This is a genomic window from Pseudoalteromonas sp. ASV78 (assembly GCF_047806705.1).
GTDB lineage: Bacteria > Pseudomonadota > Gammaproteobacteria > Enterobacterales > Alteromonadaceae > Pseudoalteromonas > Pseudoalteromonas prydzensis_A.
In genome coordinates this window covers 2,321,304-2,347,066 of the sequence record NZ_JBLOPA010000001.1, presented here as the reverse complement: position 1 = coordinate 2,347,066, position 25,763 = coordinate 2,321,304, and the positions used below count along the sequence as shown (strand labels likewise).

Sequence of the window (25,763 nt, the reverse complement as noted above, 5' to 3'; positions counted from 1 at the left end):
AAACAGGCGAAAATTTTTTTTTGCATTACAGTTAAATCATAATACTACTTTTCAGGGACGAAATAATGCAACTTACCTCTTTACCCAGTAATCAACGGCCACGTGAAAAGTTATTAGCCAAAGGGGCTAAGTCGTTAAGTGATGCCGAGTTATTGGCTATTTTTTTACGAACGGGTTTACCTGGTATGAATGTAGTGGAGTTGGCACAACATTTAATGACACAAAATCAAACTCTGCATAACTTATTTAATGCATCAATCGAAGATTTTTGCGCACAAAAAGGCTTGGGGACTGCGAAGTTTGTGCAATTACAGGCTGTGCTGGAGTTGAGTCGTCGCTATATGATGGAGCAGTGTCAGCGCGAAGCGGTATTTAATTCACCACAATCGGTGTATGACTATTTAACGCTTGAGCTGCGTGGCTTACAGCAAGAAATCTTTATGGTGTTGTATTTAGATAGTCAGAACAGATTAATTAAAGAAGAAACGCTTTTTTATGGCACAATTAACGCCGCATCTGTTTACCCAAGAGAAGTTGTCAAAGCGGCCTTAAAAAATAACGCAGCAGCGCTGATTTTGGCTCATAATCATCCATCTGGTATTGCTGAACCTAGCCAAGCTGACAAATTAATTACCACTAAATTGCAGCAAGCTTTGCAATTAGTCGATATAAATATTTTGGATCACATCATTGTTGGCGGAGATAATTGCGTTTCCTTCGCAGAACGAGGCTTGATTTAAGTGCATTCAAATCACTAAGCGTGTTAAAAATGAGCGGTTTAGTACTTATTTGCAAATTAGTTTAATTTAAATGCAGTTTTTACTTTCCCTAAGGGCATTCGATCTTTATAATTAGCCGCTATCAAATTTACACATGAGCTGATTGGATTAGATCAATCACTTGATCTTTGCCTGTATAAGCTGTATAAAGAGCGCCCTTCGATTTATCCCTGGGGCACAAAATACATAGCCTAGGGGAAAATTAAGCTCGAGCGAAGTTATTGGAGATATATAGACATGTCTAAAGTATGTCAAGTTACAGGTAAGCGTCCTGCGGTTGGTAATCACCGTTCACACGCGAGAAACGCGACTAGACGTCGTTTCCTACCTAACCTACAAACACACCGTTTTTGGGTTGAAAGTGAAAAACGTTTTGTAACATTACGCACTACTACTAAAGGTATGCGTATTATCGATAAAAAAGGCATCGACACGGTTCTTACAGAAATCCGTGCTCGCGGCGTTAAAGTTTAAGGACCTGAGTCATGCGTGATAAGATCCGTTTAGTTTCTACAGCTGGTACTGGTTTTTTCTACACTACCGACAAGAACAAGCGTAACATGCCGGAAAAAATGGAAATCAAAAAGTTTGATCCAAAAATCCGTAAACATGTTCTTTTCAAAGAAGCTAAAATCAAGTAATTTTAGTTTTTTATGAATATCAAAAACCCAGCTTAGGCTGGGTTTTTTGTTTTAAGCTAGCCGTCAGCCGTCAGCCGTCAGCCGTCAGCCGTCAGTCTCGAGCTTCAGGTATAAAAAAACCTTGCAGGCAAAACCCACAAGGTTAATATTTTTAGCATTTAGCATTTAGCATTTAGCATTTAGCATTTAGCATTTAGCATTTAGCATTTAGCATTTAGCATTTAGCACTTTAAAGCTTTGCAAAAGCATCTTGTAGCGGTGGCACTACTTGCTTTTTACGGCTCAGTACGCCGTCTAACCATACTTTACCGTCTTTTGGTGTTTCACCATAAGCTTGCTCTACAATGTTTGCATCGTCAGAGACGATTAGCATTTGTGAACCTTCTTTCATAATGTCGGTAAGTAGTAAAAATACAGAGTGGCGTCCGCCTTCTTCCTTAAGCTTGGCAATATCAGCTTCAAGGTCGGCTTTAATGTCATCAAATACCGCAAGGTCGATAACTTCCAATTGACCAATACCAACTAGTTTACCGTTCATGTTGAAGTCTTTAAAATCACGCATCACTAAATCACGTGCTGGTGTGTTTTCAACCGCAGACTTAACGCGGAACATATCCATACCTAATTCTTTAAAGTCTGCAACACCTGCAATTTCAGCAAGTGCTTCAACACATTTAATATCAGCAGTGGTACAGGTTGGTGATTTGAAAATAACCGTGTCACTTAAAATGGCGCACATCATGATGCCAGCAATGTCTTTAGGAATTTCAACATTGTAAAAATCATACATCATTTTAATGATGGTGTTTGAGCAGCCAACAGGACGGATCCAACACTCAAGTGGTGTAGAGCTGGTTAAATCGCCTAGTTTATGGTGATCAACAACACCCACAACTCGTGCTTGGTCGATATCATCAGGTGCTTGGGTTTTTTCTGTGTGGTCAACGATGTATACGTCTTCACCTGCGTAGCTTAATTTTAGCTCTGGCGCTTCAAAGCCAAACTTATCAAGAATAAATTGTGTCTCAGGTGAAATCTCACCAAGACGGGTTGGAATGGCAGGCTCTTCAATTTGGTTTTTCAAATAAGCCAGTGCAATTGCACCACAAATAGAATCTGAATCTGGGATTTTATGACCCACTACATACATTGACATGACGGAACTCCTTAAATTTTGCCGTATATTAGCAAAGTAATCTAACTTTGGCACATTACCACTGCTGAATTTTAATAATATTGCATAACAAATTTCGACTGCCATTTTGACATATTTTTGGTTACACTTTAACTAATTGAATCTTTTAGGAAGAACTCACATGCAGTTAGGCCGCAAGGGCTGGAACAATGTTGTTATTTTTTCCATGCTGTTAATGATTTTCTTTTTTAATGGATTACACACCAAACTTAACAGTGGGCCAGAACAACCTAGCGTACAAAGTGTGTTACCGGCACAAAGTTTTATTTTAGCGCTCGAATTTCCTGAGCAAAAACTAGAGCGTATAGGTACGTCATGGCGTGCTACTGCATTAGTTAAAAATGCACCAGCAAGTATATGGCAAGCAACAACGGTTAATCTTGTCGCATTAATCAATGAATGGCAAAGCATGCAGCTGTCGGTCGTAGAGAATCAGCCAACATTTCATAATAATCCCGCGCTAACTGTTGCCACTGTGTGGCTTGCAGGCGAGCAACTGCCTTGGTTATATCAATTATACCGCGCACCAGAGGGTTACTATTTATTAGATAAAAGTAATCAACGGCTGTTATTGCTTGATCAAGAGACTGCGCAGCGGTTATTTCCAAGTTTTAATTTTTCACACAGCGAGCCTATATCGAATGCCTGAATTACCAGAGGTTGAAGTTAGCCGAATGGGGATCACCCCACATATTTTGCAGCAAACCGTCACTAAGGTGAGTATTCATAACCCGAGTATGCGTTGGCCTGTGCCTGATGATGTTTATAAAATCAATAGTTTACCTGTGTTAGCTGTTGAGCGCAGGGCAAAATATTTGCTACTGGAGTGTGTACTGGGCAGTGTCATTTTACATTTGGGGATGTCGGGTAATTTACGGGTTGTTGATAAAGACGAACCATTAAAAAAACATGATCATATCGAATTTATATTTGCCAACGGTAAAGCACTGAGACTAAATGATCCACGTCGGTTTGGTTGTTGTTTATGGCAAGCTCCTGGGGAGTGTCATAGCTTATTGAGTAAGTTGGGCCCTGAACCGCTTACTGATGAATTTACTGCGAAGCGAGTATACGAGCAGTCGCGTAACAAAAAGGTGCCGGTTAAACAATTTATTATGGATAACGCTGTGGTGGTTGGGGTGGGTAATATTTACGCCAATGAATCTCTTTTTAAAGCCGGTATTCATCCAAAGCGCGAAGCTGGTAAAGTATCACTGGCGCGTTATCAGCAATTAGTGCCAATTATTAAAGAGACACTCGCTGCGGCTATCACCCAAGGTGGTACAACGCTAAAGGATTTTGCGCAAAGTGATGGCAAGCCCGGCTACTTTGCTCAACAACTTTTAGTGTACGGCCGCAAAGGTGAGCCGTGTATAGGTTGCAAAAAGCTATTAACTGAAATTCGTTTAGGGCAACGCAGTACGGTGTTTTGTAGTCAGTGCCAAAAATAATCTAGGGCATGTTGAGCTTGCATTTGCAGCGCTAAGCTCAACACATCTGATTTACAGTTCAAATGGTGCGACACCGACGGCTGTCATTTTATAACCCACTTGGGCTATGTCACCGCTCCAAGTTTCGGTGCTGATAATACCTGTAACGACGATGGCATCGTATAGGCTTTCAATTGGTACGCCGCCTTTAATCGTCACGTGAACAATTTGATTTGGTGGCGGTGGCGGCACATGGATACAAGCACCAAAGTACGGCACCAGTAAAAACTCAGTGATCACTTCGCTGTCACCTTCAAGTGGTACAACAAACCCCGGTAAACTGACTGATTGCTCATTTAGCTCTTTAACAACTGGGGCCTCTAAATCCGGTTGCACCCAGTTTTGCTCTGTTCCTTCATGGCTGGCTTGATCTTGGGTGTCTATTTGCACATGCCCTTTGGGGATTAAATCTTCCCAAAAAATTTCTTTGGGTTCGTTGGCAAAACTACTAAAGCTCAAAACAAAACTAAAAATAACTAAGCAAACTACAGTGAGTTTTTGAAAATACTGCATGGTGTTCCTCTTAAATTTTAATGCTCATGCCATCAGACAGTGAGTAAAAATAGGCGCGGGTAGCTGGTATTAAACCAACGATAAAACCGGCCGCCATAATAGCGCCGATCAGCATCAGTTCATAGCTTGATAGCATTGCTATAGTGATTGTGATCCCTGCATGACTTTGTAAATAGCCTGCTGCGAGAGACATGAGTAAATAAAATAACCCGCAACCAACTAGGCAACCCCAAAATGTTGTGAGTAATGATTCAATGCTGATCAAGGCGAACAGGTGCCAAGGCCTTGCACCGACTGAGCGTAAAATAGCTAATTCGCGACGACGCTGATTGAGGCTCGCTAATAAAGTAGTGAGCATGCCAAGTAGACTGACCAGTACCACCACCATAGAAAACAGCAGTAAGATTTTTTCAACAATGGTGAGCATTTCCCACAACTCACGCAAAGTGACGCCTGGCATGATGGCAAGCAACGCTTCAGGTTTGTATTGATTAATGTTGCGCCTTACTTGCAGAGTATAAAGTGGTGAATCAAAACCAACTAAAAACGCGGTGATCTGTTTTGGTTCGCCAATTAAGTCATCATGCTGTTCATGTTCATGTTCATGTTCATGTTCATGTTCATGGCTGGTGTGGTTAGTATTGTGGATTTGTTCAATGGCAGCTAAAGGAATATGCAAGGTTTTATCAACAGGTGTGCCTGTAGCGTTTAAAATGCCGACCACAGTAAAAGGGTTATCATCATGATGATGAAAACTGGTATTACCCATACCGTGAGAAATAACAATGCTATCGCCAAGGGTATAGCCTAAGTTCGCCGCGACTTGAGCACCTAGTACTACCTCATTTAAATGGCGGAAAGGGCGGCCTTGGCTAAAGCTAAGGGATTGTTTTTTAGCAAATTTATAATGCTGGAAATAGTCAGCGGAAGTACCAAGTACAGCTTGGCCTTTATGGCTATCACCTAATGACAGCGGAATGGTCCATTTGACGCCGCGTTGCTGTTTTATATATTGATAGCTTTGCCAACTCACGGCGTTATTAGCGTGGCCAATACGAAACACAGACGATAATAGCAACTGTATATCGCCTGTTCGAGCGCCAACAATTAGATCAGTACCAGAAATAGTATTACTAAAACTACTTTTGGCATCAACCCGCACACGCTCAATACTTAATAGCAGCATGACACTGATAGCAATAGTGAATAGGGTTAAGAATGCACTAGCGCGGCGGTTATATAGGCTGCTTATAGCAAGTTTTATTAGGATCATGAAACTTGCTCCTGTAACGCGATTAAATCAATGTTACGGTTAAACAAGGGTTGTAAGCTTTCATCGTGACTTACAAAGACGAGGGTGCTGTTAGCGGCTTGAGCTTGCTCGAACAGTAGCGTAATAAATGCTTGGCGATTACGTGTATCAAGGGCTGAGGTTGGTTCATCGGCGATGATAAGCTCAGGGCTGCCAATAAAAGCCCGTGCCGCTGCAACCCGTTGTTGTTGGCCTATGCTTAAGCTAGCCACATTTTGCTGGTGGAATTGCTCGTCTAAGCCAAGTGCATTTAATAGCCGTGCCGCTTCTTTGTTGAGAGTAATGCTATTTACGAGTGCTTTTTTTTGCCGCTGTTTTGAAAATTGGCAACCTAATGTCACGTTTTCAATCGGCGATAAATAGGGCAATAAATTAAAGTTTTGAAAAATATAGCCAATATGATCAGCACGAAAAGCATCACGCTTACTGTTAGTTAGCTTGCTTAGTTCACAGCCAAAAATATTTAAACTACCCGATGTTGGCCGATTTATCCCCGCAAGCAATGATAAGAACGTGGACTTACCGCAGCCGCTGGGGCCATGTAAAAATACATGTTCCCCCTTAGCAATCCCAAGGGATGCAATTGCTAAAGTGGGTTTGGCTTGTTGTTTTTGCCATTTAAAACTTAGCTGCTTTATATTAATCATCACATAAACTACTGCTGGATTTTGATGTTATCTTATAACGTACATAACAAAATACCAACTAAACTGCGTTAAATCACATAGTGCTTTAATTGTGATTTCCTTCGGTCTCGATTATTATTAGCGGCTTATAACCCCAATTCCATACCTGTGCCTGTAATGGGCATGCCATACACCCGGAGATAGCATGACTAGCTATAAAGTTTTAGACGTAAACGATGACTTACCAATACGCACTAAGGGCCCCGTTCACAGTGGCAAAGTACGTTCAGTTTATTGGTTAACAGACGAAGACAGCGCACGTTTGATCAGCGAAAAAGGCTATCAAGTACCTAAAGGTACTGAGCTGGCTATTATGGTAATTTCCGATCGTATCTCTGCCTTTGATTGTATTTGGCAAGGTGAAAATGGCCTAAATGGTGTACCAGGTAAAGGCATGGCGTTAAATACTGTTGCATCGCACTGGTTTAAGCTATTTGATCAAGCAGGTCTGGCGGGCAATCATATTGTTGATATTCCGCATCCGTATGTATGGATTGTTCGTAAAGCCAGTACCGTAAAAGTAGAAGCAATTGCTCGTCAGTATATAACTGGCAGCATGTGGCGTGATTACAGCAAAGGCGTTCGTAATTTTTGTGGTTTAGAATTACCTGAAGGCTTAACCGCTAATCAGCAGTTAGATGATGTGTTAATTACGCCATCAACGAAAGGTATTATTACTGGCGTTGCAGATATTCCTGCTGTGGATGATGTAAATATTACTCGTGACAATATCACTAATAACTTAACTGTGTTTAACTTTAAGTCTGAAGATGATGTTACGCAATACGAAAAACTTCTTGTTGAAGGTTTTACCTTAATTAGCGCTGAGCTGGCTAAATTGGATCAAATCTTCGTCGATACAAAGTTTGAGTTTGGCTATGTAGAAGATATTGATGGTACAGATAAACTTATCTACATCGATGAAGTCGGTACGCCTGATTCATCGCGCATTTGGGATGGTGCTGCGTATCGTGATGGAAAAATTGTTGAGAACTCTAAAGAGGGGTTCCGCCAATTATTAATTAGTAATGTACCTGATAGCGATGTGTTACTGAATAAAGACCGTATGCCTGAGCGAGAGCAACTTGCTAAAGATTACATACTGCCTGAATCAGTTATGTTATCTGTGTCAGAAACATATGTTGGCATTGCCAGTAAAATAGTTGGCTACGATATCGCTATTCCAACAGATCCTCGCGCAGAGGTTATAACTATTTTGGATCAACAATATGGCTTGATTTCCAAGCTTTAGTCATTAGTTATTTGCTTGCTGTTGTTTAAAAGCCTTAAGTTTTCCTATTATTTAGTGTAACTGGGCTTTTATTCTTGCATTTGGAGTCAGTCTCTAATTAACTTAACCTAAGATTAATTAGCGATACTCATAGGTTAGTGTTCGCCCTACCGAGGATGACTAAATGAAGTTGCAAAAAATGGCAACCCAAAGCATTGTGACTCTTTTAACAATGGCGTGTTCATATGTAGCCTTTGCACAAGACGTTACGCTCAATATCGTTGATCAACATGGGCAGCCACTTAAAAATGCAGTAGTAGAACTTGTTAGTGAAGGTGGTAATAAGTCATCACAACAGTTACCGGTACTGATCATGGATCAAGTCGATAAACAGTTTTCACCAACACTGTTAATTGCTCAGCAGGGGCAGCAGGTCAACTTTCCAAATAGCGATAATATTCGCCATCATGTGTACTCTTTTTCTCAAGCTAAACCATTTCAATTGAAACTTTATTCGGGACAACCAGAAAGCCCGATCACATTTGAGAATCAAGGGGTCGTAGTGCTTGGCTGTAATATCCATGATTCTATGTTAGGGTATATTTATGTAGCTAAAAGTTCTCATGTTTATCAAAGTGATGAACTGGGAAATGTGCAGCTAAATGGGCTAACACTACCTGTAAAGCTAAGTCTTTGGTACTCATTACAAAAGAACACACTCGAAGAAAAACAGCCTTTAATGTTAGCTGTAAATGCACCTCATAGTTTACAAGTAACACTGCAAACAACTGAGCCTAAGCCACGCAATACTTTTGGTAGCAAGTTTAAGGGTGGGAATGACAAATAGTTTAAAAAATCGCATAACTATTTTATGTGTAGGCTTAGTGTTATTAACTACAGTTATGAGCTTATTTAGTTTCTGGTGGTCGACTAGTCAATTTAATGAAAAAAAGGTCACCCAAGATATTAATGTGGCTGAAAATGTCTATAAGCAGTACTTAGCGTCGAAAGAAAGTTTATTGCTCACAGCTGCAAAAGTATTGACTGCTGATTTTGGTTTTAAACAAGCGGTTGCCACTAAAGATGCAAATACGATTAGTAGCGCATTGTATAATCATAGTCAGCGAATTAATGCTGATTTAATGTTGTTATTGGACTTATCTGGTAAGTTAGTATCAACTAATCGACAACAAGACTTTGATAATAATTTACAAGCGTTAATGAGTGAGTTGCTCAACAATACCGAGCAATCTAGCTTTGTTGTGCTAAATAATGAGCTATATCAGGTTATTTTATTACCTATTAAAGCCCCACGTACTATCGCGCACAGTTTAGTCGGCTTTAAAATTGATGATGAGGTTGCGGTTGAGCTAAAAAACTTAACCGGTATGGATGTAAGCTTTATTGCTAACAGCGATAATTTGGTTAAAAGCTCTTTGTTAGAGCGCCCGACGCCGTTTATTCCGACTGAATATTTTCATAAAACAACCACGCAACGAATTTTTGGTGAACAACTGGTATATCGCAATCGCGATGTACACCTACCTTCCCTTGACGATCATCCCGTTAATGTATTACTGAGTGCTGATCTAACACAAAGTTACAGTGAATTTGAGCGGCTGTTTTACACGTTAGTCATTCTCGCGTCTTTAACGATTTTTATCGGTGTTATTACCAGTAGTTTATTGGCCAAAAACTTAACCATGCCATTATCACAATTAGTGACTTTAGCGCGGCAGTTTGCCCGAGGAAACTACAGTGTTGACGCGATGAGCAAAAAGCAAAGCAATGAAATAGCTACATTGATAGATGCTTTTAAAAACATGGGTAATGATATTAAAGAGCGTGAACAACAAATTAGCTTTGCAGCAAAACATGACTCTTTAACTGGCTTTTATAATCGTTCTGCAATGCTGGAAGTGTTGAATGAAAACCTTAAAAAAACCCAAGAATACACTTTAGTGGCAATCGATATTCGTGGTCTTAGGCATATTAACGATAAGCTAGGGCCTCGTATTGGTGATGATTGCTTAAAAGCTGTGGCGTTACGGATTGCTGAGTTTTCAGATGAGTTTGGCGGTTTACATGCGCGTATTGGTGGTGATGAATTTTTAACCGTTTTCCCCAGTGGTGCGGGGCGCAATCTTAAAAGTGGTATTGTTGGGTTAATGGCGCAGTTACAAGCGAGTTATACTATTCAAAAGCTTAAAATCAACCTACGCTTTAGTGCTGGTGTAGTGGAGTATCCTTCACAAGGCTTGCAAGCGGATGATTTAATGCGTCGCGTTTTAATTGCTGTGGATAGCGCCGCAAGTGCCCATGAAAATATTCATTATTATCTGCCTGGTGAGGACGAGGCTCATCTTGATAGACTCATTATGATCGATGAGCTCAAACAAGCGATTCATGATGATGATGGTCAATTATTTATGACCTATCAGCCTAAACTACATATTGCCACACAACAAATCAATAAAGTGGAATCGCTTATTCGTTGGCAACGCAAGGATGGTAGCTGGGTATCGCCAGAGCTATTTATTGATTTAGCAGAGCAATCTGGCTTAATTGTTGAGTTAACTGGATGGGTTGTTAAAACGGTAATAGCGCAGGTTGGGCTTTGGCAACAGCAAGGTATTTATATGCAAGCTGCTATTAATGTTTCAGCTCAAGATATCGCTTACCCAGAGTTTCATGCAAATTTAATACGCACTTTAAAACAGTTTTCGGTTGCCCCTGCGCTTATTACTATTGAATTAACCGAACGCGATATGATTGAAAATGAAGAAAAAGGGATCCTAGCATTGGAAAACCTTAAAGCTATTGGCGTAAAAATTTCGCTGGATGATTATGGGGTTGGGCAAACATCCTTGGGTCGTTTAAAAATGCTACCGATTGATGAGCTGAAACTTGATAAATGCTTTATTTTAAAACTAGATGAATCTGAAAAAGATCAATTTATTGTTGAATCAACGATCACCTTAGGCCATCAGCTAGGCTTCTCTGTGGTAGCTGAAGGGGTTGAAACATTGGCTTCGCTTGAGTTGCTACAAAAAATGCAGTGTGATCATGTGCAAGGTTACTACTTAAGTCGGCCACTCAAAGCGGATGTGTTTGAACAATGGCTGGAGCAGCATAATGAACAAGTTTAAATTATTATTGTTAACTGTTATCGCATTACCTGCTTTTGATACCTTTGCATCAAAAGGTAAGCTATTAGCAACACCTGGGGTGTCGCAAGTAGAAGGCAGTGGTGGCGGTGGTATCGTGCCTTGGGCACAGCTTGCCGGTTATGCTAGCGAAGATGAGTTTGCTATTAATGGCTTTTGTAGTCGTGCCAATGTTACTGATTACAGCTTAGATGTATGCGGTGCCCAAATTAACTTATTTAATCGGGTTGAACTCAGTTATGCACAGCAAAACTTTGCTGTACCAGCACTTGATACGGAAATAGAGCAAGCAATCAGTGGTGTTAAGGTGAGGCTCTATGGCGATATTGTGTACAGTGACTGGCCACAGCTAACACTCGGCGCACAGCATAAGTCTCTTGATGATGGCACTGTTGCTACGCTTGTGGGCGCTGAAGATACCTCTGGTACTGATATTTATCTAGCCGCGAGTAAGTTACATTTAGGGGCCGTTGCCGGTTATAACTGGTTCTGGAATATAACCACGCGGTATAGCGAAGCAAATCAGCTCGGCTTACTCGGCTACGGTGGCGCTAATAGTAGTGAAACGCTGTTATTTGAGGCCAGCACGGCTATTTTCTTAACTCGAGAAATTGCCGTTGGTATAGAATATCGACAAAAGTCAAATAATCTCGGGTTGGGTGAGCAAGATTGGCAAGATGTGTTTGTTGCTTGGGTGCCAAATAAATATATAAGTATCACCGCCGCATACCTTGATCTAGGCCGTATTGCAGGTGCTGAAGATCAAACTGGTTGGTACTTATCGGTAACAGGGTATTGGTAATGTTCAAATTTATAACAATAATAATTTTTACTATGGCACTAAGTGCTTGTTCGAATATAGCTAATTTAACCTTGTATCAGCAGCTCGATGGTCAAGCTGGGCTCGAAAGGTTAGTCGACAGTTTTATTAATCAAATCGGTAATGATGAACAGATTATTCACTACTTTGAACATGCCAATATTAGCCATTTCCGCGAGGGCTTTATCAATCACCTGTGTGTGCTAACCGATGGTCCTTGTAAATACACGCGCGATAGTATGGTTGAGATCCACACTGGTATGAATATCAGCGAAGCTGACTTTAACCATGTAGTCGATTTACTAATCAATGCAATGAATGAACAAAATATTGAGCATCCAGTACAAAATAAAATACTCGCGAAAATGGCACCGTTGAGATCTGAGATAATTAAGATTTAGCAAACAGATACCACCAATTGATGCTCAACGGAAGGTGGCTTGGGTATATAACATAGCTAATTTTTAAATATTTAATGGCTTTTATCGGCCGTTATTTTTTTTAGGTCCGCAGTTTTTTCTCTTCGCTGCAAATAGATGCGAATTCTATACTTTAAATTTCTTAAAAATGTACTGCGATTAGAGTGGGTGCCTGTATTGGCATTTACAATCTCACTTTCAAAGTTTCTGTCTTCTGCTAGAGGGTAGGGTTTGATGCCTACTACCTGTAGCCCAACTTCACCATGAAATTGTATATCTACATCAACAGGGCGGTAAAATGGCTTACGAGTTAACAGCTTTTTCGCACCTTCTAAACTTATGATGTAGCCTTGTGTGCCATTAGGGGTTTTTTTATAATTACCTAAAGTTAAGCCGTCTTGCAGTGTAGCCGTATCGATGAATGGAAAATCACGGTTATCTGAGAGTTTAATTAAATCCCAGTGTTGTAACTCGAGGGCAGCCGTTATGACATTGTTTAAATGGGGCTGGATAAATAAGTCATCTTCTAGTACCACGCAAACTGAGATATTTTCGTCGACCATTTTTTGCCAAATACGCATATGGCTAACATAGCAGCCAATCTCACCTAGTGTTAAGTCACGATGATAGTGTTTTTTATTGTTACTTGGACAATACCAAGTTTGCAGTTCAGTTTCGCTAAGTTGTTTTCCTACTGTTGCGTTAAAACGTTCAGCTTCCATGCCTATATTGTTTAATCGAGTTTGAGTTGTATACCAGCGCTCTTCACAGCCTTGCATATTAATAATATAAAGTGGAATAGACATAATTTTGAAGTTATAAAAAATTATAGTAAGAATATTTTAACATTTAAATTGGTTTTTGGGATAATAAAATTGTTTTGTTAACTAAATGTGTTGCTTTTATGTTAAGTCCCTAGTTTACATCATTGCTTTAGCGAATAGGTTGAATCGAAAATAGGGCTAGTGTTTTCAAACCGCACGCTGGTAAAATGGATCGCTTATCTGTTGGGCAAATTGCTAACTATTTAGAGGAAAATAAATGAAACGAGTAATAACTTTTGGAACGTTTGATATTTTCCATGTTGGCCACATCAATATTTTAGAGCGTGCCAAAGCTTTAGGTGATTACCTGATTGTCGGCGTGTCTTCAGATGCGCTTAATATGTCAAAAAAAGGCCGCAATCCAGTCTACAGTGAAGCCGATAGAGTCAGAATTATCAGTTCATTACGTTGTGTTGATGAGGTGTTTATTGAGCACTCATTAGAGCTTAAAGGTGAATACATTACTGAACATAAAGCTGAACTATTGGTAATGGGTGATGACTGGGCTGGACGTTTTGATGAATTTAAAAGCTTGTGTGATGTGAAATACCTTACTCGTACCCCTTCAATTTCAACCACTGAAATTATTGAAGTGGTACGTAATCCATTATCTCAATAAGGATTTTAAGGTGGGTCTATCCAACCCACGATTTAATCACTTTAACTTCATATAGCTTAGTGCTTTACGGATTTTGTATCTGCGCAGTAGATTAAGTGGCTTTTGCATAACTCCCGCTTCAATAACCTGTGCGGTTGCAGCCAGCACGCGTTGAGCACTATTGCCATCAGTAAATGGATGTACTTGGGTTATATACTCATTAATTTTCAGTTGTTGCTCATCGCTCAAAGATAGCGCTTGTTCTAAAGCGTTAATTAATTGCTCCGGTTTGGTGATATTTATTAAAGCATCTTGTGGTTGAGCGTTATTAAAAGTGATCACCGGTTTGCCTAATAATAATGATTCATCAACGGCACTAGATGTATCTGAAATAACCACGTCGGCGTGTTGAATTAAAGGCATTAAATTATCACTTTGGCAAATTTCAAAATGTTCTAATTCTGTAAGTGGTTGATATAATTGCTGCCACTGCTGTTTAGTTTTTGGGTGAAACTTCAGTTTAATAGCGTAGTCACCACTGCTTGCAAGTGTTTTTATTTGCTCAAATAAGATTTCTAGCGAAGATAAATTTGGCGAAAATGTTGGCGCATATAAAATAACAGGCTTTATATTTTGTTGTTTTTGGTAATCAAAATAAGGGTCGAGTTTTGGCCAGCCAGTTTCTATCACTCTAAAATAACCGTGTTTTTCTGCTAACCGTGTAAATGGTTCTGTTGTAAGAGGGCCATGAGTACAGTACAAATCAAAAAAACCTCGAATCGCAAAATGACCTTTTTTCTTATATTCTAAGCCATGAAACACTTGTACTTTTACGCCTGGGAAAAAATCAGGAACAACATTGCCAGGCACGAATACGGCACAAGGGTTAAAGTCTTTAACATCTTCAATAGTATGAAGTTGTTGCTCGCCCTCTAGCAGGCTGTTGGTAATACCGCTTTTTTTTGTAATAAACCAGCAAGCTTTATCCCCTCTCGCGTTGAGCGCAGCTTGAATAGGGCGTAAAATAGCAAAGCTATAGGGTTGTTCTACATAGAATAAATAATGTTTAGGCATGATAAGTCACTTTTCGACTTTAAATTGGTAATAAAATATATTTCGAAGGCATTGGTAAAGACTCTATTTACCAGAATTAGTTACCTATAATACAGTTTTATTATACTAAAACAAAATAATGTACTAATTAAGCTAATAAGCATTGTTGCTGGAGCGTTCATAAATTAGTCATGATGATGGCTTAATATTGCTACCTAAGGTGTTAAATAGGTGTAATATTACTATGCATTTCCTCTTTGTCTCTCGTCGTAATATACATGCTAGATATTATCAAAAGCTAATTGCTCAACTAAGCCTGAATGCAAGTTTGCATATTTTTGGTAAGCCAATACTCAGTGCATTAAAATATTTACCCGAGGCATTTAAAGTGTCCTTTGAGGGTATTATTGCAACCCAGTTAAAACGCAAACAAGCCAAACATGCTATTTGGCATAGCTACTTGTTAATATTAGCTTACTCCCTTTTGATAAACGTGGTTGAGCGTTGTCGTTATGCTAAATATTTAGCACTACTTACGCAGGAAAAGGCAACTCATTTAGTTATCTGGAATGGACATAAACTGCCTAATGTTACAGTCGTGAAAGCAGCTGAAAAGCTAGGGATTAAAGTCATTTATTATGAAAATGGCTTGCTACCTAATACAACGTGTTTGGATCCTAATGGTGTTAACTATGCATCTTCAATTAAGCGCGAGAAACGTTTTTACCTTGATTTTGAATCATCGCAAACAGCACTATTTAAAACACCAGAGTTAACGGCTAGGGTCAATCATAAAAAACGCAAAGCATTTGTACAAAGCAAGCTACCGGCTCGGTATATTTTTGTGCCGTTTCAGGTTCCCCATGATACGCAATTAGTTTGTTATTCGCCCTGGATTAATTCGATGGAAATGCTGTTTACAGAAGTAATGACCGCGGTAGAAAAATTAAATGATCCAGAGTTAAAAGTGGTATTTAAAGAACATCCCACTTGGCATAAACACTATTCTCATTTATATAAAAAGCACCCTCGGGCAGTATTTGCTAACGGCAATGTGACGGCTGATTTAATAGCAAACGCACAGGCCGTGATCACGATTAATTCTACGGTCGGGTTAGAGGCGTTATTGTTAGGGCGCCGTGTTATTACATTAGGGCAGGCTTGTTATAACATTGATGAATTAGTTTTACATGCGCGCAATAGTGAGGAGTTAAGTGAACAAATATCGCAAATGAGTCAAGGTTGGCAATTCAATACTCAACTTAGAAATCAGTTTTTCAGTTATATAAAGCATGTTTACAGTGTTCAAGGAAGGTGGCAAGATTGCTCAAAAGAACATGCTGATGCTGTTGAAAAACGTTTATTAGGATTAGATGTTTTTTCTCAGCAAATTAATGAAGTAAAGGATAACAATGAAAAACATCGTAACTTGCCAGTGGTTGAACGAGCACTTAAACGACCCCAAGCTGATTATTTTTGATGCCGGTATGGTGCGTCCAGGTAAGCTGGGAGAGTATAAACCGCAGGCTAAGTTACCTAATGCATTGCGTTTTGATTTTAAAAAACAATTAGCCGATCAAGACAATCCGCTGCCGCATAGCATGTGTAGTGCGGAGCAGTTTTCTCAGCAGATGCAGTTAATGGGTGTTGATAAAGATTCCTTAGTTATCATCTACGAAGATCAAGGTTTATTTAGTGCCGCCAGAGGCTGGTGGATGTTTAAAGCTATGGGTTTTGATAATGTCAAAGTACTCAGTGGTGGCCTTGCGAAGTGGCAGTCGCTGGGTTATTTAACGCAAATTGAATATAGCCGCCATCATCATAAAGGTAACTTTGTTGCCAAACCGCGAGTGGGTTATTTTATTGATGCGGCTGCAGTCTTTCAGGGCATAGATGATGAGCACACCGTACTGCTTGATGCGCGGGGTTATCAGCGTTATTTAGGTGAGATGGCAGAGCCTAGAGCGGGGATGCGCAGCGGTCATATTCCTAATAGCCGTGCTTTGCCGTTTATTGAGCTATTGGATGATGGCGAAGCAAAACCATTAACCGTTATCAAAGCTGCATTTGACGCTGTACTTGGCGACCAAGCAAACCCTCAAACGAGCTTACAATTTAGCTGTGGCTCCGGCGTTACCGCCTGCATTTTGGCGTTATTTGCCGATGAATGTGGGTATGAAAACCTGCACGTTTACGACGGCTCATGGAGTGAGTGGGGCGGCCGAGACGAATTACCTATCGAAACGGGTCCTTGCCCTACACGTTAAAGTGCAAACGCATAGTGCTGCCAGTAATCAATGGCTTTGTTATTGAGAGGCTGGCGTACTTGTACTTTACTTGCCGTTGCAGATGGAGAATGTTGCTTATGAAAATCCAGGCACTGAGCTTGCCAAGGCAAATCACAAAAATCATAGATCTGTTGCGTGCTTAGCAGCGGCTCTGAAACAAGCGTTTCGTATTGCATGATCATCACATTATTTGGATATTTAGCTGCAAAGTGATTGATCAGCTTACAGTAATCTTGATAGAAGCGGTCTATATCTGGCAGGTTATAACTGTAATGATGAAAGGCACTGGCTGGGCTATATAGTTGGCGATAATTGGCAATACAGCTGTCTTTTCGAGCGCGCTGCATACAAATAATTTTAGCACTTGGGAACGCCGTTAGAATAAAATCGATATAATAAAAATTGAATGGTTGTTTGTCGCAGCTGCGTAGCTGCGGTGCTACTAGTTGATTAATTCGCTGTTTATACTGGCTCAACTGCGCTATTAACTGAGCATTTTTGTATGCATTATTGAGTACGTCGCTATTTAATACCTGAGCATTAGCACCTTGGCAGAGCTGGGCAATATCATTAAGTTCACCCACACCTTGCACCGTTGTTGCCGGATTTATTATTTTTTCCAGCAAGGTCGTACCTGAGCGCGGCATACCAACAATAAATAGCGGAGCAAAATCGCTGCGGCTTATGTCTGGCTTATAATCGTTACTTAATGCGATAAGCTGTTGGCAAAATTCACTATGTGCCTGCGCATTGTATTTAACATGCAAACAAATAGGCTGCTTACTAGCACTAAAGTGCGCAAAAGCTTGCTTATAATCAGCGCAGTGTTCGTAATTGAGTGCAATCGCATGGTGCAAAAATTGTTGCTGCATCGGCGTTTTAACGTATTTGGTTAACTCTAAAAGCTGTGGTAAATGTGCTTTAGCTTGCTTAACATCGTTAAGTTCGGCTAACGAGTAGTGAGCTTGAAAATGCTGTGGGTGCTGTTTAATAAGTGTTTGTAGTCGCAGTATTGCATCACTAAATTGCCCCATTATTTTATAGGCCACTGCTAAGTTATAACTGATCTGCGGGTTTGTAGGGGCATGTTGGTGAGCACGTAATTGCCACTCTAGCGCGAGTTGATAATGTCCTAGGCGAGTTAATACATTAGCAATTAAATCGCATTCAATCGCTTCATACTGTAGGTATTTTATTGCTTCAGTTATATGTTGCTGCGCATCTAACAACTGCCCATTGAGTACGGCGAGTTTGGCTGAGTGAGCAAAATATAAAGGTAGAGGTACAATACTAATCGCTTTGCTTAAGAGTTTATTTGCTTTGCTAATATCGTTTGCTGCAACGTTTACTTGCGCGAGTAAAAAATAACTAAAGTGATCATCTGAGGCGCGTTTGATATTACTGACCAGTAATAAATGCGCGTCGTTAAGCTTGCTATGATTAATAGCAAATTCAATTTGTTGTTGCAGGTGTTTTTGTGTCGATGTCAGCATGGCTATAAGCATAAAAGCCTTGGCGTAAAACGCCAAGGCTTTTTATAAACTCGTATTGTTTACAGTTCAAAGTTATAGGTAAACTTCATACCGATAGTGCGCGGTGTAGTGGTGTAGTGACCATACACACGTTGCAGCTCAGGCAGTTCTTTATTGAGCTCTTCATATTTAGCCATACCTGCCCATGATTTATCGCGGCGTACCGAGGTAAAGGCGTACTTATCGAATAAGTTATCAACGTAAATGGTTGCCGACCACATATCACCGGTTAGCTTGGCTGATAAGTTACTCAGTGCATAGCCTGCAAGCGTTTCACCATCGGCTTTTAAGCCAACTTTAGTGATCACATCACTTTGTGCGGTCATACCGTAGTTAATGCTCAGTAACTTATCATCGAGTACATCTTGCTCATAACGTAGGCCAAACGAAAGCTGATGCTCAGGCGCGCCTGGTAAGCGGTCACCGTCAGCACCATCGTAGTATGCTTGATACTGTGTATACTTTTTATCTAATGTGCCTAATAAACCTGGAGCATCTTCGGTTAGCTCAGCTTTGGCATAGGCGTAGGTGGCGTAGGCCGTCCAGTTATCGGCAATCATAGCGCGAGATGAAATTTCCACGCCTTTTGAATTAGCTGCCCCGGCATTAGAGGTAATTAGCTCTTGACCATTTACCGTTGCAGTACCAACTTGCGCATCTTTCCAATCAACATTAAACAATGCCGCGTTAAAGTGTAAGCGGTTTTTAAACCAGCTCGATTTAAAACCCAGTTCATAGTTTACTGTGGTATCTGGTTTATAATCTTCTTCATCTGGGTATGCACAAACAATTTGTTGATCTGGCAATACATCTGGGCAAGGTGCAATACCGTTACCACCACCAATCCTAAAGCCTTCACTTACAGTAAAGTAAGCAAGTACACCAGAATCGAAAGTGTAGCTGGCATTAAATTTAAACAGATTACCGTTGTCGCTAGCACTGACATTTTCCATTACTAAGTCATCAAGAGAGTCAAAGTTAAGTGAAAACAATGGTGTTGCAGAGCCTGAAGTCGTTGATACATCATATTCATAGAAACGCGCACCAAGTGTCACGTTAAATTGATCGGTAAACGCATAGCCTACTTCACCAAATAGGGCTTTTTCAGTGGTTTCAGAGTCACTGACTAAAATATATTCGAGGTCTTGTTGCAGATTTGGAATATCATCGCCCCAAAACTCAGTTAAACCGGGTGTGTATTCTCTATCGTCCGAGTGAGTTTCAAGCTTGTTATAATAACCACCGACAATCCAGTTAAAGGCACTATCGGAGTTAGACACTAAGCGAATTTCTTGAGTGAAACTATCACGTTTTGAAGTATCCAAAGTTTGCGCTACAAACGCTGGAAATTCTGCATAGCCAGTCCAGATATCGTAAAGCAGGTCAGTTTGGTCACGTTGCCCTGATTGCTCATAGCTTGACCAACCAGAGGCAGATACTAATTCTGCAAAGCCTAGATCCGCTTTGATCTCTAAGCTTAATAAGTCGTTTTCTTCTTCACCTGGCTCAAGTATCCGCGCGGCATTTTCATACTGGCCAACCATCCCCTGTAGGCCGCTGCTGTCACTTAATGAATTATATTGCGATGTAGAGTTACCGCCATTTTCTTGTTTTTGATAAAAATAGTTTAGCGTTGCATCGATAGCTTCGCTGGCTTGCCAACGCAGTGACACACGCCCTGTAGTAATTTGTTCATCATTTACGTCACTGACACTGCGTAAGTTAGCGTTGACATCTTGTGGGTTGGTAAAATCAGGATTTGGGTTTGATACGCCTGGGTTTTGCACTACGTAGTTATAATCAATATACCCTGGGTTAGTGTAATAATTGACGCTGGCACGAATTGCCAATACATCGTCAATTAACGGCGTATTAAATACTAAACCAAACTCACCGCCAGTGCCGTCACTTTCGTTTAAGCTAAACACATCACCAGTGACTTGGCCTTCGGTAATATCGAGCTGAGGTTGTTTTAATAAGTAACGAATTGCACCACCTAATGTTCCCGCTCCGTATAATGTACCTTGTGGGCCAATCAATACTTCAACACGATCTACGTCTGTTAAACGTAAATCAATATTAAGTGGAATTTCACCCACGTAAGTGGCAACAGTGCCGCCATCAGAAATACGATCTGAAGTATTGGTATTTAAGCCACGGACAATAATCGGTGAACCTTCACGGCCACCTTGATCAGAAATGGTTAAACCTGGCACCCAACGGGCTACATCTTCAAGATCAGCAATGTTTTGATCTTTAATTACATCCCCATCAAGGGCGGTGATGTTAAGTGGTGCCTCTTGCACTGAACCTGCTCGACGGGTCGCAGTTATCTGAATTGTTTCAATTGCTTTCTCGGTTATAACTTGCTGATCAGCTGCAACAGCATGATCAGCAGTAAAAAATTGGGCGGCTATTGCGCAAGCGATAATACTAGGCTTGAACTGTTTCATTGATTATCCTGTTTTTTGTTTATCTGGTTGTCGTTTGCTAATAAGAAAACATGTTATAAAAAGATAAACAAGATGACTGAAAGGGTACGGAAATTAATATGCAATTATATAGATAAAGTATTCATCAAAAAACGTTTTTTAGTGCGTTAAAGCGTTTTTATTGCATATAAATATTTGCATGAAATTTTTTCTCTTTATGGCTTTCTTGCTGTTTTGTGTCAATTGTTAATTTTACGTATTCTAAACGGGCAGTTTTTACAATTGTTTTTACAACATGTGCCACGCTTTAAAAAGAACCAACGAGAGAACACCATATAGCTCCCCTGCATTGTATAATCGAGGTTTTCTATTAGGGGATTATGGTTAGAAAAAGAGGCTGCAAAACTAAGCTGGTTTTTAAGTGGTTGTTGATAGAGGACATTTAGAAATTGATTGATTTTAGCCAAGGTACACTTTCGACATAAACAGCTGGTGGTTGTGCTATCAAGCGGTAAAATAGCAGGCAGCTCATTGCACCAACAGGCATTGATATCATCAACATTGCAGTTAAGAGTCGCTTGGCATTGCGAGCAGGCTAAAGTAGTCATTCGAGATACGTTTAATTTTTAATAATCCATAGAATAACAGATAACCAACTATGAACAGAGCACAAGCGTTAGCAGAATTCGTCACTTTTGGTAAACACAAAGACGAGGCCATAAGTATCATCGTTTCATCAACGAGTGATGAGCAAGGCCCAGTTTACGTATTAACGCTGACAACCGTACTCGATGTGCTCACTCGTTGCCTAGCAGGCGAGATAGATTTAGACGACCTAGAGCTGTGGGCGAATGTAATTGAATCTAGAACCGACATCGACTACAGCGCTGTCGAAGGGGTTATCTATGCCCTGAGTAACAGCGAACAAATGGGCGAGCTTGATAAGAGTAAAGTTGCGAGGTTGGTTGGGCTGTTGATAATTTAGTCGTCAGTCGTCAGTCGTCAGTCGTCAGTCGTCAGCCGTCAGTCGTCAGTCGTCAGTTTAGATAAAAAAACCATGCTTGACCTAACAAGCATGGTTCTTACTTTTGAGCTGAGAGCTGAGAGCTGAGAGCTGAGAGCTATTACTTATGATATCCCAAACAGGCTTCTACTTCGTTTTTTGAACCTAAAATCACCGCTACGCGCTGGTGGATGGCGTCGGGTTGAATATCCATAATGCGTTCTGTGCCAGTTGATGCGATGCCGCCGGCTTGTTCGATTAACATCGCCATTGGGTTTGCTTCATAAAGTAGGCGTAGTTTATTTGGTTTGTTTGGATCTTTAGTGTCGGTAGGGTAAGTAAAAATACCACCGCGACATAATACACGATGCACATCACCGACCATGGCGGCAATCCAGCGCATGTTAAAGTTACGCGCTCGTGGACCTGTTTCACCAGCCATTAAGTCATTAATGTAGTTTTGCATCGCCGGTTGCCAATGGCGTTGATTTGATGCATTGATGGCGTATTCGTTGGTATCAACAGGCACTTTGGCAAAATCTTGAGTTAATAAGAAGCTGCCGTGCGTTTTATCTAAGGTGAAAAAGCGTGTGCCTTTACCTGTAGTAAGTGCCAGTACAGTTGATGGGCCATATAAAACATACCCCGCCGCAACTTGGTTTTTACCCGGCTGCATAAAGATACTTTGATCGGCAGGATCAGAGCCTTCTGGCGCTTCCATGATAGAGAAAATCGTGCCGACCAATGAATTGATGTCTGTGTTTGACGAGCCATCTAATGGGTCAAAAGCCACGATATATTTAGCGTCTGGGTTACCGGCAACCGTGTAATCTTCTTCTTCTGAGGCAATTGCTTTTACGTAGCCTGATTCCAGTAATATATCTTTAAGTAGTTGGTTAGTAAGTACGTCGAGTTTCTTTTGTGTTTCGCCTTGGATGTTTTCATCAAGTGTGGAACCGAGCACACCTGATAATGCCCCTTGGCCTACGCGAAAAGAAATTTCCTTACATGCCGCTAAAACTGTTCGGATCAATGAGATTAGCTCTCTTGGGCAACCGTCTTCAAGTAATACTGGAGGTAGTCTACGCATTCTATTTTCCTGATAACGTTATAAGCTATGATAATCATAAGGGTGAGAGGGATCATCACAGCAAGCGCTGAATTTCGTCTTAAATAACTGTATTTTAGGTGCAATATCCTATACTGGATACACCTTGAAAGTATTTAAAACGCGAATAACAAAGATAAGATTATGCAAAAAATACCATCGATACGTTACATACTCTTTACTGTGTTGCTGACTATGATAACCCAAGCGCACGCAGCAATTAAGTCTATTAATGATTTTACTGAGCAAATGAATCATTTTCCGGGCTATTTTTCTTTTTATTATGATACTGAAAACGGCAAAATTTACTTAAAAGTAGATAAACTCAAACAGCAGTTTCTATTACAGCAAAGCTTACCTTATGGAGTGGGCTCTAATGATATTGGCCTGGATCGTGGTCAATTAGGTAATACACATTTAGTGCAGTTTGAACGCTTTGGCGATAAAGTCATGCTGCGGGCTATTAATACCTACTACCGTGCAAATACCAGTAATAAAGCCGAACAAAAAAGTATTCAAGAAGCGTTTGCATCAAGTATTTTAGCGGGTTTTAAAGTGGTGGCACAAAGTCCACAAGCAGTGCTGATTGATTACACGCCGTATTTATTAAGTGATGTACATGGTGTGAGCCGAACGCTTGCAGCACGCAAGCAAGGCAATTTTAGCCTTGATGAAAGCCGCAGTGCGGTAAACATGGAACGCTCTAAAGCGTTTATGAAAAACACCGAGTTGGAAGCCGTATTGACCTTTAATGGCACTCAACCGGGTGAATATATTCGTCAAGTCAGTGCTGATCCGTATGCCTTAACTGTACATATGCATCACTCTTTAATTGAATTACCTGATGACAATTACACACCGCGTATGTTTCATCCGCAATCAGGTTATTGGAGTATTGAACATAAAGATTATGCCGCACCATTAGATGAACCTATGCTGGTGCGCTATATCCCACGCCACCGCCTTAGCAAAAAAGATCCAAACTTACCTATTAGCGAACCGGTTGAGCCGATTATTTATTATTTAGATCCGGGTGTCCCTGAGCCGGTAAAAACAGCACTTTTAGAGGGCGCAAAGTGGTGGGATGAGGCTTTTGCCCAAGCGGGTTATAAAAATGCCTTTATTGTTAAAGTATTACCAGATAACGCTGATCCTATGGATATTCGCTATAACGTGATCCAATGGGTGCACCGCGCAACCCGTGGTTGGTCATACGGCAGCTCGGTAATTGATCCGCGCACCGGTGAGATTTTAAAAGGGCACGTTACCTTAGGCTCATTACGGGTGCGCCAAGATATTTTAATTGCCGAAGCCCTTGCTGCACCTTATTTACAGGGCAATGAAGTCGCTAAAACATTACAAGCCATGGCGCTTAACCGTATTCGTCAATTAAGTGCCCATGAAATTGGCCACACACTCGGTATTGCGCATAACTTTTCAGCATCGGTGGCCGATCGCGCTTCGGTGATGGATTACCCGCACCCATTAGTCGGCTTTAATGACAAAGGTGAGCTGGATGTTAGCCGTGGTTATGCAAATGGTATGGGCCAGTGGGATACTCAGGTTATAAAGTACGGTTACAGTGATTTTCGTAACCTTGATGAAAGTGCCGAGCTGGCAGCAATTTTAGCTGATAACCAAACTAAAGGGCTGGAGTTTATCTCTGATAGTGATGCACGTGCTCAAGGTGGCGCCCATCCCACTGCTCATTTATGGGATAACGGCAGTTCGCCAAGTGAAGAATTATTAAGAGTACTTAATGTAAGGCAACAAGCACTGACTAATTTTGGTATTAACAATATTAAGGTCGGCACGTCTTTATCTCAGCTGGAAGAAATGTTGGTACCACTGTATTTATTTCATCGTTATCAGGTCGAGTCTGTTGTAAAACTGATTGCGGGTGTTGATTATGAGTACGAAGTGCGTGGTGAAGGTGCCGTCAAAGGCGCGCAAGTGGTTGCTAAACAAACTCAGCAACAAGCGTTAGCGGCGCTATTAGCCACCTTGAATGCTGACAATTTAGTATTACCAGAATCCGTGTTAGCGCTAATTCCACCCAAAGCGTATGGTGAATCTAAAAGCCGCGAAAGCATTGTTGGCCGTACTGGCCTAACCTTAGACGCAATGGCGCTCCCTGAAGTTGCAGCACAGCATAGTTTAGCGTTATTGCTAAATAGCCAACGATTAAATCGTTTAGCGCAGCAGCAAGCGCGTAGCGAGGAATTTTTTAGCTTGGATGAACTGCTTGCAAAAGTGTACCAGCAGGTGTTTTTGAGCCAGAGTAAAAAAGGCATGGCGGGTAAGATTAACCAACGCGTGCAATTACTGACAGCAAAGCAATTTGCTGACTTAGTAGCCAGTGATAAAGTGGCTCCAGAAGTGCAAGCCCAACTACGCTATTACTTAACTAAACTCACGAAGGCGTACCAACAAGAGTCTTTACTTAGCAGTGCTGATGTTGGCGAAAGTGCGTTTAAGCAATACTTAGCTGATCAAGTTAAACAATTCTTAACGACTGGCGATTGGCCTGCAAACTTTAAGGCATTACCAATTCCACCCGGCTCACCTATTTAGATGTAGGCGCGGGTTTATCCCGCGCACTTGCTCCATTCATGCGCGATGTAAAATCGCGCTTACCATTTTTCTTGCATAAAACTGGTTTTTTGTTAACC

25 protein-coding genes are annotated in these 25,763 nt (G+C 40.8%); 15 read left to right on the top strand and 10 right to left on the bottom strand.

Annotated features, from left to right (window positions below; translation table 11 throughout):
• The first annotated feature begins 65 nt into the window (after positions 1 to 65).
• From radC to rpmG, 3 genes are all read left to right on the top strand, one after another.
• A complete protein-coding gene (radC, locus tag ACMVDV_RS10620) occupies positions 66 to 740 on the top strand; it encodes a RadC family protein (protein WP_304179471.1) in 675 nt (224 codons plus the stop codon).
• Positions 741 to 1,016: 276 nt separating this feature from the next.
• A complete protein-coding gene (gene rpmB, locus ACMVDV_RS10615; protein WP_004335549.1) occupies positions 1,017 to 1,253 on the top strand; it encodes a 50S ribosomal protein L28 in 237 nt (78 codons plus the stop codon).
• An 11-nt stretch (positions 1,254 to 1,264) separates the two neighbouring features.
• Positions 1,265 to 1,420: a 50S ribosomal protein L33 gene (rpmG, locus tag ACMVDV_RS10610; RefSeq protein WP_004335545.1), complete on the top strand. Its 156-nt coding sequence runs from the start codon at positions 1,265 to 1,267 to the stop codon at positions 1,418 to 1,420.
• Between the two features lie 229 nt (positions 1,421 to 1,649).
• On the opposite strand, the gene ACMVDV_RS10605 is transcribed toward rpmG, so the two are convergent.
• On the bottom strand, positions 1,650 to 2,576 hold the full coding sequence (locus tag ACMVDV_RS10605) for a manganese-dependent inorganic pyrophosphatase (protein ID WP_416158096.1): 927 nt from the start codon (positions 2,574 to 2,576) through the stop codon (positions 1,650 to 1,652).
• A gap of 160 nt (positions 2,577 to 2,736) precedes the next feature.
• Between ACMVDV_RS10605 and ACMVDV_RS10600 the strand changes: the two genes are divergently transcribed.
• A complete protein-coding gene (locus ACMVDV_RS10600; protein ID WP_416158095.1) occupies positions 2,737 to 3,264 on the top strand; it encodes a hypothetical protein in 528 nt (175 codons plus the stop codon).
• Positions 3,257 to 4,066 carry a bifunctional DNA-formamidopyrimidine glycosylase/DNA-(apurinic or apyrimidinic site) lyase gene (gene mutM, locus ACMVDV_RS10595; protein ID WP_416158094.1) on the top strand — a complete coding sequence of 270 codons (810 nt, stop codon included), beginning with the start codon at positions 3,257 to 3,259 and terminating at the stop codon, positions 4,064 to 4,066. Before ACMVDV_RS10600 ends, mutM begins: the two co-directional genes overlap by 8 nt.
• A gap of 51 nt (positions 4,067 to 4,117) precedes the next feature.
• Here the strand turns inward: mutM and ACMVDV_RS10590 are convergent, their stop codons facing one another.
• The 3 genes from ACMVDV_RS10590 to ACMVDV_RS10580 are packed head-to-tail and all read right to left on the bottom strand — an operon-like array spanning position 4,118 to position 6,577.
• A complete protein-coding gene (locus ACMVDV_RS10590; protein ID WP_416158093.1) occupies positions 4,118 to 4,618 on the bottom strand; it encodes a DUF3299 domain-containing protein in 501 nt (166 codons plus the stop codon).
• 10 nt (positions 4,619 to 4,628) lie between these two features.
• Entirely contained in the window at positions 4,629 to 5,891 is a 1,263-nt protein-coding gene (locus tag ACMVDV_RS10585) for an ABC transporter permease (protein ID WP_416158092.1), read from the bottom strand.
• The gene (locus ACMVDV_RS10580; RefSeq protein WP_416159086.1) at positions 5,888 to 6,577 is read right to left on the bottom strand and encodes an ABC transporter ATP-binding protein; all 690 of its coding nucleotides are present in this window, start codon (positions 6,575 to 6,577) and stop codon (positions 5,888 to 5,890) included. Before ACMVDV_RS10580 ends, ACMVDV_RS10585 begins: the two co-directional genes overlap by 4 nt.
• 184 nt (positions 6,578 to 6,761) lie before the next feature.
• On the opposite strand from ACMVDV_RS10580, the gene ACMVDV_RS10575 reads away from it, so the two are divergent.
• The 5 genes from ACMVDV_RS10575 (at position 6,762) to ACMVDV_RS10555 (ending at position 12,235) form a co-directional block, all read left to right on the top strand.
• Positions 6,762 to 7,868 carry a phosphoribosylaminoimidazolesuccinocarboxamide synthase gene (locus tag ACMVDV_RS10575; RefSeq protein ID WP_416158091.1) on the top strand — a complete coding sequence of 369 codons (1,107 nt, stop codon included), beginning with the start codon at positions 6,762 to 6,764 and terminating at the stop codon, positions 7,866 to 7,868.
• A 163-nt stretch (positions 7,869 to 8,031) separates the two neighbouring features.
• On the top strand, positions 8,032 to 8,694 hold the full coding sequence (locus ACMVDV_RS10570; protein ID WP_416158090.1) for a methylamine utilization protein: 663 nt from the start codon (positions 8,032 to 8,034) through the stop codon (positions 8,692 to 8,694).
• Entirely contained in the window at positions 8,684 to 10,996 is a 2,313-nt protein-coding gene (locus ACMVDV_RS10565) for an EAL domain-containing protein (protein WP_416158089.1), read from the top strand. Before ACMVDV_RS10570 ends, ACMVDV_RS10565 begins: the two co-directional genes overlap by 11 nt.
• Positions 10,983 to 11,816: a DUF3034 family protein gene (locus tag ACMVDV_RS10560; RefSeq protein WP_416158088.1), complete on the top strand. Its 834-nt coding sequence runs from the start codon at positions 10,983 to 10,985 to the stop codon at positions 11,814 to 11,816. Before ACMVDV_RS10565 ends, ACMVDV_RS10560 begins: the two co-directional genes overlap by 14 nt.
• 32 nt (positions 11,817 to 11,848) lie before the next feature.
• Positions 11,849 to 12,235: a group I truncated hemoglobin gene (locus ACMVDV_RS10555; RefSeq protein ID WP_416159085.1), complete on the top strand. Its 387-nt coding sequence runs from the start codon at positions 11,849 to 11,851 to the stop codon at positions 12,233 to 12,235.
• Positions 12,236 to 12,306: 71 nt separating this feature from the next.
• Here ACMVDV_RS10555 and ACMVDV_RS10550 read toward each other — a convergent pair whose 3' ends face one another.
• On the bottom strand, positions 12,307 to 13,059 hold the full coding sequence (locus ACMVDV_RS10550) for a glycosyltransferase family 25 protein (protein ID WP_416158087.1): 753 nt from the start codon (positions 13,057 to 13,059) through the stop codon (positions 12,307 to 12,309).
• 235 nt (positions 13,060 to 13,294) lie between these two features.
• Between ACMVDV_RS10550 and ACMVDV_RS10545 the strand changes: the two genes are divergently transcribed.
• Positions 13,295 to 13,696, top strand: a complete 402-nt coding sequence (locus tag ACMVDV_RS10545; RefSeq protein WP_416158086.1) for an adenylyltransferase/cytidyltransferase family protein — start codon at positions 13,295 to 13,297, stop codon at positions 13,694 to 13,696.
• 36 nt (positions 13,697 to 13,732) lie between these two features.
• Here ACMVDV_RS10545 and ACMVDV_RS10540 read toward each other — a convergent pair whose 3' ends face one another.
• Entirely contained in the window at positions 13,733 to 14,749 is a 1,017-nt protein-coding gene (locus ACMVDV_RS10540; RefSeq protein ID WP_416158085.1) for a CDP-glycerol glycerophosphotransferase family protein, read from the bottom strand.
• Between the two features lie 223 nt (positions 14,750 to 14,972).
• On the opposite strand from ACMVDV_RS10540, the gene ACMVDV_RS10535 reads away from it, so the two are divergent.
• Positions 14,973 to 16,208: a capsular biosynthesis protein gene (locus ACMVDV_RS10535; protein WP_416158084.1), complete on the top strand. Its 1,236-nt coding sequence runs from the start codon at positions 14,973 to 14,975 to the stop codon at positions 16,206 to 16,208.
• Positions 16,141 to 16,995 (top strand): sulfurtransferase, encoded by an 855-nt coding sequence (locus tag ACMVDV_RS10530; RefSeq protein WP_416158083.1) that lies wholly within the window; start codon positions 16,141 to 16,143, stop codon positions 16,993 to 16,995. The genes ACMVDV_RS10535 and ACMVDV_RS10530 overlap by 68 nt, the downstream gene beginning before the upstream one ends.
• On the opposite strand, the gene ACMVDV_RS10525 is transcribed toward ACMVDV_RS10530, so the two are convergent.
• The 3 genes from ACMVDV_RS10525 to ACMVDV_RS10515 form a co-directional block, all read right to left on the bottom strand.
• On the bottom strand, positions 16,992 to 18,509 hold the full coding sequence (locus ACMVDV_RS10525; RefSeq protein ID WP_416158082.1) for a sulfotransferase: 1,518 nt from the start codon (positions 18,507 to 18,509) through the stop codon (positions 16,992 to 16,994). The two genes, ACMVDV_RS10530 and ACMVDV_RS10525, sit on opposite strands and share 4 nt — an antisense overlap.
• 59 nt (positions 18,510 to 18,568) lie before the next feature.
• Positions 18,569 to 21,001 carry a TonB-dependent receptor gene (locus tag ACMVDV_RS10520; protein WP_416158081.1) on the bottom strand — a complete coding sequence of 811 codons (2,433 nt, stop codon included), beginning with the start codon at positions 20,999 to 21,001 and terminating at the stop codon, positions 18,569 to 18,571.
• Between the two features lie 218 nt (positions 21,002 to 21,219).
• Positions 21,220 to 21,588: a DUF5522 domain-containing protein gene (locus tag ACMVDV_RS10515; RefSeq protein ID WP_416158080.1), complete on the bottom strand. Its 369-nt coding sequence runs from the start codon at positions 21,586 to 21,588 to the stop codon at positions 21,220 to 21,222.
• A gap of 50 nt (positions 21,589 to 21,638) precedes the next feature.
• On the opposite strand from ACMVDV_RS10515, the gene ACMVDV_RS10510 reads away from it, so the two are divergent.
• On the top strand, positions 21,639 to 21,965 hold the full coding sequence (locus tag ACMVDV_RS10510) for a hypothetical protein (RefSeq protein WP_416158079.1): 327 nt from the start codon (positions 21,639 to 21,641) through the stop codon (positions 21,963 to 21,965).
• Between the two features lie 139 nt (positions 21,966 to 22,104).
• On the opposite strand, the gene ACMVDV_RS10505 is transcribed toward ACMVDV_RS10510, so the two are convergent.
• Positions 22,105 to 23,073 carry a class 1 fructose-bisphosphatase gene (locus tag ACMVDV_RS10505; protein ID WP_416158078.1) on the bottom strand — a complete coding sequence of 323 codons (969 nt, stop codon included), beginning with the start codon at positions 23,071 to 23,073 and terminating at the stop codon, positions 22,105 to 22,107.
• A gap of 162 nt (positions 23,074 to 23,235) precedes the next feature.
• Here ACMVDV_RS10505 and ACMVDV_RS10500 point away from each other — a divergent pair, with 162 nt between their 5' ends.
• The gene (locus ACMVDV_RS10500; RefSeq protein ID WP_416158077.1) at positions 23,236 to 25,665 is read left to right on the top strand and encodes a zinc-dependent metalloprotease; all 2,430 of its coding nucleotides are present in this window, start codon (positions 23,236 to 23,238) and stop codon (positions 25,663 to 25,665) included.
• Positions 25,666 to 25,763: the final 98 nt, after the last annotated feature.

What these genes read in the sequence shown, in the direction of transcription:
- radC (WP_304179471.1), top strand. Translation starts at nt 66, where the DNA reads ATGCAACTTACCTCTTTACCCAGTAATCAACGGCCACGTGAAAAGTTA.
- rpmB (WP_004335549.1), top strand. Translation starts at nt 1,017, where the DNA reads ATGTCTAAAGTATGTCAAGTTACAGGTAAGCGTCCTGCGGTTGGTAAT.
- rpmG (WP_004335545.1), top strand. Translation starts at nt 1,265, where the DNA reads ATGCGTGATAAGATCCGTTTAGTTTCTACAGCTGGTACTGGTTTTTTC.
- ACMVDV_RS10605 (WP_416158096.1), bottom strand. Translation starts at nt 2,576, where the DNA reads ATGTCAATGTATGTAGTGGGTCATAAAATCCCAGATTCAGATTCTATT.
- ACMVDV_RS10600 (WP_416158095.1), top strand. Translation starts at nt 2,737, where the DNA reads ATGCAGTTAGGCCGCAAGGGCTGGAACAATGTTGTTATTTTTTCCATG.
- mutM (WP_416158094.1), top strand. Translation starts at nt 3,257, where the DNA reads ATGCCTGAATTACCAGAGGTTGAAGTTAGCCGAATGGGGATCACCCCA.
- ACMVDV_RS10590 (WP_416158093.1), bottom strand. Translation starts at nt 4,618, where the DNA reads ATGCAGTATTTTCAAAAACTCACTGTAGTTTGCTTAGTTATTTTTAGT.
- ACMVDV_RS10585 (WP_416158092.1), bottom strand. Translation starts at nt 5,891, where the DNA reads ATGATCCTAATAAAACTTGCTATAAGCAGCCTATATAACCGCCGCGCT.
- ACMVDV_RS10580 (WP_416159086.1), bottom strand. Translation starts at nt 6,577, where the DNA reads ATGATTAATATAAAGCAGCTAAGTTTTAAATGGCAAAAACAACAAGCC.
- ACMVDV_RS10575 (WP_416158091.1), top strand. Translation starts at nt 6,762, where the DNA reads ATGACTAGCTATAAAGTTTTAGACGTAAACGATGACTTACCAATACGC.
- ACMVDV_RS10570 (WP_416158090.1), top strand. Translation starts at nt 8,032, where the DNA reads ATGAAGTTGCAAAAAATGGCAACCCAAAGCATTGTGACTCTTTTAACA.
- ACMVDV_RS10565 (WP_416158089.1), top strand. Translation starts at nt 8,684, where the DNA reads ATGACAAATAGTTTAAAAAATCGCATAACTATTTTATGTGTAGGCTTA.
- ACMVDV_RS10560 (WP_416158088.1), top strand. Translation starts at nt 10,983, where the DNA reads ATGAACAAGTTTAAATTATTATTGTTAACTGTTATCGCATTACCTGCT.
- ACMVDV_RS10555 (WP_416159085.1), top strand. Translation starts at nt 11,849, where the DNA reads ATGGCACTAAGTGCTTGTTCGAATATAGCTAATTTAACCTTGTATCAG.
- ACMVDV_RS10550 (WP_416158087.1), bottom strand. Translation starts at nt 13,059, where the DNA reads ATGTCTATTCCACTTTATATTATTAATATGCAAGGCTGTGAAGAGCGC.
- ACMVDV_RS10545 (WP_416158086.1), top strand. Translation starts at nt 13,295, where the DNA reads ATGAAACGAGTAATAACTTTTGGAACGTTTGATATTTTCCATGTTGGC.
- ACMVDV_RS10540 (WP_416158085.1), bottom strand. Translation starts at nt 14,749, where the DNA reads ATGCCTAAACATTATTTATTCTATGTAGAACAACCCTATAGCTTTGCT.
- ACMVDV_RS10535 (WP_416158084.1), top strand. Translation starts at nt 14,973, where the DNA reads ATGCATTTCCTCTTTGTCTCTCGTCGTAATATACATGCTAGATATTAT.
- ACMVDV_RS10530 (WP_416158083.1), top strand. Translation starts at nt 16,141, where the DNA reads ATGAAAAACATCGTAACTTGCCAGTGGTTGAACGAGCACTTAAACGAC.
- ACMVDV_RS10525 (WP_416158082.1), bottom strand. Translation starts at nt 18,509, where the DNA reads ATGCTGACATCGACACAAAAACACCTGCAACAACAAATTGAATTTGCT.
- ACMVDV_RS10520 (WP_416158081.1), bottom strand. Translation starts at nt 21,001, where the DNA reads ATGAAACAGTTCAAGCCTAGTATTATCGCTTGCGCAATAGCCGCCCAA.
- ACMVDV_RS10515 (WP_416158080.1), bottom strand. Translation starts at nt 21,588, where the DNA reads ATGACTACTTTAGCCTGCTCGCAATGCCAAGCGACTCTTAACTGCAAT.
- ACMVDV_RS10510 (WP_416158079.1), top strand. Translation starts at nt 21,639, where the DNA reads ATGAACAGAGCACAAGCGTTAGCAGAATTCGTCACTTTTGGTAAACAC.
- ACMVDV_RS10505 (WP_416158078.1), bottom strand. Translation starts at nt 23,073, where the DNA reads ATGCGTAGACTACCTCCAGTATTACTTGAAGACGGTTGCCCAAGAGAG.
- ACMVDV_RS10500 (WP_416158077.1), top strand. Translation starts at nt 23,236, where the DNA reads ATGCAAAAAATACCATCGATACGTTACATACTCTTTACTGTGTTGCTG.